Annotated in this window: 6 protein-coding genes; 5 read left to right on the forward strand and 1 reads right to left on the reverse strand. The window is 45.8% G+C overall.

Features of this window, described 5'->3' with window-relative positions; genetic code table 11:
- Positions 1 to 373: 373 nt before the first annotated feature.
- From V3S16_RS05765 to V3S16_RS05785, 5 genes are all read left to right on the forward strand, one after another.
- Positions 374 to 2,893 (forward strand): PAS domain S-box protein, encoded by a 2,520-nt coding sequence (locus V3S16_RS05765; RefSeq protein WP_413883725.1) that lies wholly within the window; start codon positions 374 to 376, stop codon positions 2,891 to 2,893.
- A 16-nt stretch (positions 2,894 to 2,909) separates the two neighbouring features.
- Positions 2,910 to 4,436, forward strand: a complete 1,527-nt coding sequence (locus V3S16_RS05770) for a response regulator (RefSeq protein ID WP_413883726.1) — start codon at positions 2,910 to 2,912, stop codon at positions 4,434 to 4,436.
- Positions 4,437 to 4,786: 350 nt separating this feature from the next.
- Positions 4,787 to 5,179: a response regulator gene (locus V3S16_RS05775; protein ID WP_413883727.1), complete on the forward strand. Its 393-nt coding sequence runs from the start codon at positions 4,787 to 4,789 to the stop codon at positions 5,177 to 5,179.
- Positions 5,180 to 5,225: 46 nt separating this feature from the next.
- Positions 5,226 to 6,116: a universal stress protein gene (locus V3S16_RS05780; RefSeq protein ID WP_413883728.1), complete on the forward strand. Its 891-nt coding sequence runs from the start codon at positions 5,226 to 5,228 to the stop codon at positions 6,114 to 6,116.
- A 40-nt stretch (positions 6,117 to 6,156) separates the two neighbouring features.
- Complete coding sequence (locus V3S16_RS05785) at positions 6,157 to 6,768, forward strand: AAA family ATPase (RefSeq protein ID WP_413883729.1); 612 nt, start codon at positions 6,157 to 6,159, stop codon at positions 6,766 to 6,768.
- Between the two features lie 64 nt (positions 6,769 to 6,832).
- Here the strand turns inward: V3S16_RS05785 and V3S16_RS05790 are convergent, their stop codons facing one another.
- Positions 6,833 to 8,098, reverse strand: a complete 1,266-nt coding sequence (locus tag V3S16_RS05790; protein WP_413883730.1) for an ATP-binding protein — start codon at positions 8,096 to 8,098, stop codon at positions 6,833 to 6,835.
- Between the last annotated feature and the right edge of the window lie 113 nt (positions 8,099 to 8,211).

Raw genomic sequence — 8,211 nt, forward strand, 5'->3', positions numbered from 1 at the left:
TTTTGTATTTTCAGCCGTCGTAGCTAAGGCTACTTTGGCGAAGTCGGCCGCTGCTATGGCGAAGTCGGCTGGTGTTTAGTGTTTGGCGATCTAACAAGCTGGTATATCAGCATAGATTTCAATCAAAACACAAAATACTAACCACCAAACACCTGATGAATTCGACTTTTTGCGAATTCATTAACTTTTACACTCTTTTTTTTTGGGCCAAATTAGGGTATAGTCGAAGACAGCCGAGTCGGGTTGTCTTTTTCATGCGTTCACAGGTTTCCCGCCACTGGTGGGATTCAATGTTGTCTTTATTCGTTGAACCTCTGAACCCTGAACCTTTGAACCCGTGAACGGTTACGCTACAAAAACCATAGGTAGAAAAATGGACATAAATTTGAGCAAATCAAACATCGCCATTGTCGGCGGAGGCTTGGTCTGTAAGGCAATTCTCCAGATTTTTTTTATCGAGGACTTCAAGGATCAAAGGCCTGTGATCTTAGGCGTTGCGGATCTGGATGATCAAGCTCCGGGATTGAGATACGCCCAAGAAAAGGGGATATTCACCACCAGCGATTATAGAGAGTTTTATAAGCTTGAAGACCTTGATATGATTATAGAATTAACCAAAGACAATACGCTCAGGGAGATAATAAAAAAGACCAAACCTGCCCAAGTGAAGCTGATAGACCATTTCAGTGCCATGTCGGTCTGGGATTACCTTAAAATAGAAGAAGAACGATTAAAGGCTCGCAGAGACATACAAGTTAGCGGTACTGAAATTAAGAAGATCGAAGAGATATTTGACCGATTTTCCAACCGCATTACAAAGATCGTCGAAGAAAGGACCGACCATTTGATTAATGCAGAGGAAGAGCTGGTTGAGAGCGAAAGGGCCATGACCCAGATAATTCAGGGGAGCAATCTACCCACATTTGTAATCAACAAGGATCATATCGTCACCCATTGGAATAAAGCCATAGAAAAACTTACCGGCTATTCGGCCGATAAGATCGTGGGAACGAACAAACAGTGGCTGCCCTTCTGGGACATAGAGAGGCCGACCATGGCGGATGTGATTCTGGATCAAATCAAAGAAGACGAGATAAAGAAGCTGTATGGTACGAAATCCAGCAAATCCGCCCTCATCGAAGGGGCCTATGAGGCCGAAGTATTTTTCCCGAAACTGGGACAAAATGGAAGATGGTGTTTTTTTACGGCGGCGCCCATAAAAGCACCTGACGGTAAGATGATCGGTGCCATTGAAACCCTCTGGGACAAGACCGAGGATAAGCAAGCAGAGGAAGTGCGTGAGCGTCACACCCGGGAACTGAGCACCCTTTGTTCCATCTACTCCGCCCTGAACGCTCCTTCCGCAGTTGAAGAAAGAATAAATGCGTCTATTCAGGAGATAATCGATTTTTTGTCGGCCGAATGCGTATGTATTTATCTGATGGAAAGTGATGGAAAGTTCCACCTGAAATACAGTTACGGCTTTTCCGAGGAAGCTTGCAAAAAAGATATGGTAGCGGCCCCCCATGGCATCATCCAGCGGATCGCCCAAAGCGGCATGTTTACGATCTTCGACCGCCTGCCCCAAGACTGTTCCGATGAAATCTGTTCTTTAGAGCAGGAAAACTTCGTATCATGGGCCTACATTCCCATCAGCACCAAGGAAAGGAATCCCTTCGGTGTTATCAAAATTGCCAGTAAAAAACCGGATCATTTTTCTTACGAGAATAAAGAAATCCTGGAGTTAATCGGAAACAGGATCGGAATCGCCATCGAAAATGCCATGCTTCAGGAACAATATATCAAATCGGAGGAAAAATACAGATCCCTTTTTAATTACGATCCCAACCCCATTTTCATCATGGATTGCGAGACCTTTGAAATCCTGGATACCAATCAAAGGGCGCAGGACTGTTACGGGTATACACGCGAAGAATTGTATGGCTTCCAGTTTCTAAAATTAGGAGCTCAAGACGATCAAGCCGTTGCGGCGGGATTGAAAAATCTTTCCCCGGGGCAGTCCGTTCTTTTCTCTAAAAAGCGGCATTATAAAAAAGGGCGCCGTCCCTTCTATGTCAATATCAATGTCAGTTACGCCAGATACGGCGAGAGCGATGTTTTGATCGCCAATACAACCGATATCACCGAAAGTGTTGATCAAGAGACACAGCTGATTCAGGCCGGCAAAATGGCTACCTTAGGCGTTATGGCCTCAGGCATGGCCCATGAAATCAATCAACCCCTGAATGTTATCCAGATTTGTGCCGATTTCTTTTTGAAAATGTTGAAAAAGGGCCAGTCCATCAAAGATGACGATTTAAAAACCATGGCCAACGATATCGTCACCAATGTAGAACGGGCAGCCGGTGTTATCAAACATGTAAGAGATTTTGCCAGACAATCGGAAATTGTCCCGAGCAGGCTGAATATTAATGATCCCATCAAAGATGTATTCAAGGTTCTTGGAAATCAGTTAAAGGTTCACCAGATTGAACTTGAACTCGATCTTGACCCTAAGCTGCCCGATATCATGGCTGAACACAACCGGCTGGAACAGGTCTTTATCAACCTGGTGACCAATGCCATGGACGCCATTGATGAGAAATCCGCACAATCCGATATCAACGATTCGGAAAAGCGGATAACAATCCAATCATTTACCGAAAACGGCCAGGTTGTTGTAAATGTATCTGATACGGGCATCGGCATGTCTGAGGATGTTAAAAGCAAAATATTGGAACCTTTTTTTACTACTAAAAAAATAGGCAAGGGCACCGGACTGGGGGTCAGTATCAGTTATGGCATCATTAAAGACTATGACGGCAGCATTGAAATTGAAAGTGAAGTGGGCCAAGGCACGAAGTTCAAAATAAGCTTTCCGTTTTTGCAATAGGACGAAGCAGACGAGTATGACCAAGATTTTAGTTATCGACGATGAAGAAGCCAATGTAAGGGTTCTTTCCATTTCATTGAGAAGCGACGGCTACGATGTAGCCACGGCTTACAGTGGTGAAGAAGGTCTGGAGGTGTTTAAAAAAGAGTCGGCGGACATCGTGCTCACGGACCTAAAGATGCCGGGCATGGACGGGATAGAGGTTTTAGGGAAAATCAAGGCCCTTGAGCCCGACGCGGAGGTGATCATCATCACCGGCCATGGAGACATCGACAGTGCGATAGAGGCGCTAAAATACGGTGCCTCTGATTTTATTAATAAGCCCATTAAGGATGAAGCCCTTTCCATTGCCCTTCAAAGAGCCCAAGAGAAACTTGAAATACGGAAGAAACTTAAAGCATACACGGTTAACCTGGAAAATGAGGTCCAGATTGCCACCAGGAAATTATGGAGACGATCCAATTTTTTGAACAAACTGATTACCAGCTCAAATGACGGCATAGTCGCCACGGACGAGGAGTTTAAGATAGTTGTTTTTAATCCGGGAGCGGAAAAAATCTTTGGGCGTTCCCAATCTGAAGCCGTCGACAGGATGGATATTGCTGACCTGTATCCACCCGAAATCGTAGAAGTTTTCAAGGGGGAGACGGCCCGTAGCAAAACGAAAGGGGGACTGCCCTGGAAAGAGACCGTGGTCCTGACAAAAGACGGGGAAAAAATCCCCGTGCGGTTTTCGGGGACCCATCTATATCTATATGAAAACGAAAAAATGATGGGCAGCGTTGCCTTTTTTCATGACCTCAGGGACCTAAAGCAATTGGAAAAGGAACTGGTCAGTTCTGAAAGGTTGGCGGCTGTCGGCCAGACTACAGCCGGTCTGGCCCATTATATAAAAAATATTCTCACCGGCCTTAAAGGGGGAAGTTATAATGTAAATGTCGGACTTGACAAAAATGATACGGATAAGCTAAAGATCGGCTGGCAATCGATAGAGAGAAATATAGGGCGGATATCTGATTTGGTTATGGATCTACTTTCCTATTCCAAAGAGAGAGGGGCCGAATATGAAAGCTGTTATCCGAACGAAATTGCCAACGATGTCGGTGAGCTGCTGAAAGAGACGGCACAAGAAAATAACATAGAAGTCATAAAAGATTTTGATCCCTCCATCGGTGCGGTGTCAATGGATCCGCGGACCATTCATCGCACCCTGTTGAACCTGGTTTCGAATGCCATCGATGCCTGTTTGGATGATGAGGATACAGGCAAGCATTGGCGGGTGGCCATAAAAACAGCCCGTGAAAAGAACGGCATGATCAGTTTTGAAGTCAAAGATAACGGCTGCGGTATGAGCGCAGAGACCAAGGACAAACTTTTCACCTCTTTTTTCAGCACCAAAGGGGGACGGGGAACCGGCCTCGGCCTGCTTGTTACCAAAAAGCTTATCGATGAGCATGAGGGCACCGTAAACGTTACCTCTCAACCGGGAACGGGGACTATCTTTACCGTCCAATTGCCCTATAGGGAATTAAATACAAACTGATTGAACCGCTTTCCGGACATGGCGAATTATGCTTAAGGTAACAGTTCAGCCACTAAGGCACGAAGGCACAAAGAAGGGGTATGGGTTATAAACCTTTATCAAAAAAGTGTGATGTCCGTTGCTAGTTGTCAATTGTCAGTCGCCAAGGACGAAAAAAGTGGTTAATTCAATTAGAGATGAACGAATATTTTACAAATTTATGCTTGAAATAAGTGTTTGCGAAAACAACTGACTACTGACAAAGGACTACGGACACTACCCAAAAAAGAATTATATTTATAATCTTAGTGTCTTAGTGCCTTTGTGGCTGAACCATTACTGCTTAAGGAATAAACCAAGGAGAATTTATCATGGGTAAAAAGGTACTTGTTATTGATGATGATCCTGATGTGGTGTCATTTGTCATTACAGTTCTGGAAGAAAACGATTATACTCCTTTAGTTGCGCAAAACGGAGAAGAAGGGCTGAAGCTCATACGGCAAGCGGGACCGGATCTGATTCTCCTTGATATTCTGATGCCCAGGGGCAGTGGAGTGAAATTGTTTCGGGAGATAAAAACCGATGCGTCCTTGAAACATATCCCCGTAATTGTGCTCTCCGGAATCGCCGAGAAATCATTTCTTCGTTCGCAGAAAGCCTTGACCGGATTCGGGGGCGCGAAAGTGCCGGAGCCTGAGGCCTATCTGGAAAAACCGGTTGAGCCCGAAGAGCTGGCCGCGATGATTAAAAAAATCATCGGCTGATTCCCTGGTAATTTTACGGACCAGTATTGAGGAAGTCGCAGGAATTATGGAAATTAAAAAGCTGTTGTTTGTGACCAAATTTGAGGAGCTGTGTTTTGATGCCTTGAAATCGTTGTTGTACTTGAGAGAGGCGGCCCTTGACCACGTGGTTTTTCTGAACGTAATCGAAAGAGATAGGGTTGCCATGCAGCGGGGCACCGGATACCGGAAGGACCAGGAGGTTAAGCTCAGGGAAACGGCCAATATACGTTTTATTGACTGGGCCGAAAATCTATTTGAGTTGGGCATGGAGGTGGGTGTCTATATCGCCGTCGGGAGTCTGGTTTCACAGGTCATTAAAGCCTCCGAGAAAGAAGAATCCGATCTCATCGTAATTGGGCGCCCGCACGTAGGTGTGCTGGAACAGTTGTATTCGGGATCCGATGTTACGGAACTCATTCGAAGGACCGCTGTTCCCGTTCTGGTATTTAAACATATGTCGGAAAATGCCAAGACCCTTGAAAAACCCTTTGAGAGACCTCTGCTGGCAACGGACTGGTCGCCGGCCAGCCTTAAGGCGGTAGAGTATCTGAAAGGCTTGAAAAATGTTATTGAGGAAATAAATGTCATCCATGTCGCCAGTGATAAGGAGTTAAAAAGTTTTTCGGCCATGGGGATACAAAAAACTCGGAAGGAGACCAGGAAAAAACTAGACGAGATCTGCGATATTTTTGAAAATGAAGGCATTAATGCCAGATCTCATGTTTACATTGGTGATCCGATTCAGGAGATAGAAAAGGCCGCCCGGGAATACCAAGCGACCATGATCGTTACAGGTTCCTCCGGAAAGGCGGCCTGGCTGGAAAGATGGATAGGAAGCATCCCGCGAACGCTTACTGAAAAGTCTATCTACCCGACCTTGTTAATCCCTCCTGAAAAAAATAAATCTTCAAAATAAAAGATTTATGCCGAGCGAGAAGATTGAATAGGAGAATTCGATGGCGGTAATAACCATTTCCAGACAATTTGGCGCCGGAGGGAAAACCCTTGGTAAAATGATTGCCAAAACGTTGGGATACACTTTTGCTGATGATCATATTGTCGAAATGGTTGCGGAAGCGGCCAATGTCTCACCCCACTGGGTGGAGTCTGTCGAAAAAGAAGCCGGCAGTACGCTCTCTAGAATTATCTCCAGCATGGTTTCAAAACGATGGCTGGATCGTATTTTAGTAGGTGAGCGCGGCTATATTGATGAAGATATATATCTGGATTATATCGTTGTAATTATCTCCCAGGTTGCCGAAGAGGGAGATGTCATAATTCTGGGCAGGGGCAGTCAATACATTTTGGATGACCATCCGGACGCACACCATGTTCTTCTCATCGACGAAGTCGAACACCGAGCAAAATTCATGATGGACCATTATGATCTTTCACAGAAGCAGGCCGCCAGAGTCGTAAGGAAGGAAGACAAACGACGCCTAAATTTTTACCGTAAATTAGGCAAAGAGGACTTCGACGATCCTGCGCTTTACCACTTGGTGCTGAATATGAGCAGGGTCGACCTGGAAACCGCTTCAAAACTTGTATGTAAACTGGCTGACAAGTAAATTTAGAGGCACCTTGTCTAAACCTTTGAAAACGCCCCCTGATGCTATTGTGGCGACATCAATATCATTTTGTTTTCGGGGGCTCCTTGGGAAGCGTGATGATAAACGTGGTGCCTTTTCCGACTTCCGACTCGACCTCAATCCGGCCGCGATGTTCCGTGATTATTTTATGAACAACGGCCAGGCCCAGACCGGTCCCCATGGACCCTTTCGTGCTGAAGAATACTTGAAATAGCTTTGGTTTGTTCTCCTCAGATATACCGCAGCCGTTATCCTGAATGCGAATGACGAACTCATCCTTCTCATGGTTCGACCCGGTGGCTATACGAACAATCCCTCCGTCATCCCCACAGGCTTCCACTGCATTTCTCAGTAGATTGTTAAGGCAGCGCTTGATACTGGTTTTATCAACCGCTACCGTGCCAACGGACGGATCTTTCTCAAAAACAATTTCAGTTGCTTTTGACCGCGCCATATCCTTGAAGAGTCGACACGCGGACTCACAAGTCTCGTTGATATCGACCACCGAATACCCCGGTTCTCGTTCTTTGGAGTAACTAAGCATGTCGAGTACCAACTGTTTCAGGAACTCGTTGTTGCGCTTAACGATGTCCCAGCCTTTTGCAGCTTTGGCCAGATCGCTCGTATTGAGGCCGGCGTCCAAAATATAGGAACCACCGCCCACGGCGTGCATGATGTTTTTGATGCAGTGCGCCAGCTCTGCCAACGTTTGACCAATGGCGGCCAGACGCTCCGTCTTGAGATTTTCCTCGTAAAGACGTGCATTCTCAATAGCTACCGCCGCCTGGCTCGCCATAATGACAGCTATATTCAGATCATTATCGTCGAAGTAAACATCCTTCTCGTTGCGGTTGATGTTAATTGTCCCGATAACTTTCCCTTTAGCCCTAAGCGGAACGCACATGGCTGATTTGATATCCCGTTTCTCCACAACCGATTTGAACCTCTCCTCCAAGACCGCATCGTTAAGAATGAGAGGTTGGTTGTTCCGGATCACCCACTCCGCGATACCGTTTTTTCGTTTCTCGCGCCCATCTTCTTGAATTTTTTTCGGCAGCCCCTTACTGGCAAGGATATCGAGTTTATCCGTATTTTGGTCAATGAGGATTACTGAACCCTGGCTGGCCTTGCATTCAGCAATAGTAAAATCCAGGATTTTCTGGAGCAATACCTCCAGCTTTATGGTCGAGCCCAGGGCGCTGAAAATCTCCATGAAAGCCTTTTGATCACGCGACTCTTTCGAAATAGAGAACTTGCCACCTTTGCGGCGTTGTGCGGCAACGTTTGTTTTAGACTCTTTTTTTGTCACAATAGCTTCTTTCAGCCGGGTTGGTCCCCGAATCCCGGGCCATACATTTATTTAATGCGCCCCGTGTTTTGGTCCCCCTATCTTGAAGGCCTTTTCTATGTTAACGTTGATTT

Source organism: Candidatus Desulfatibia sp. (assembly GCF_036446775.1).
Classification (GTDB): Bacteria; Desulfobacterota; Desulfobacteria; order Desulfobacterales; family UBA11574; genus Desulfatibia_A.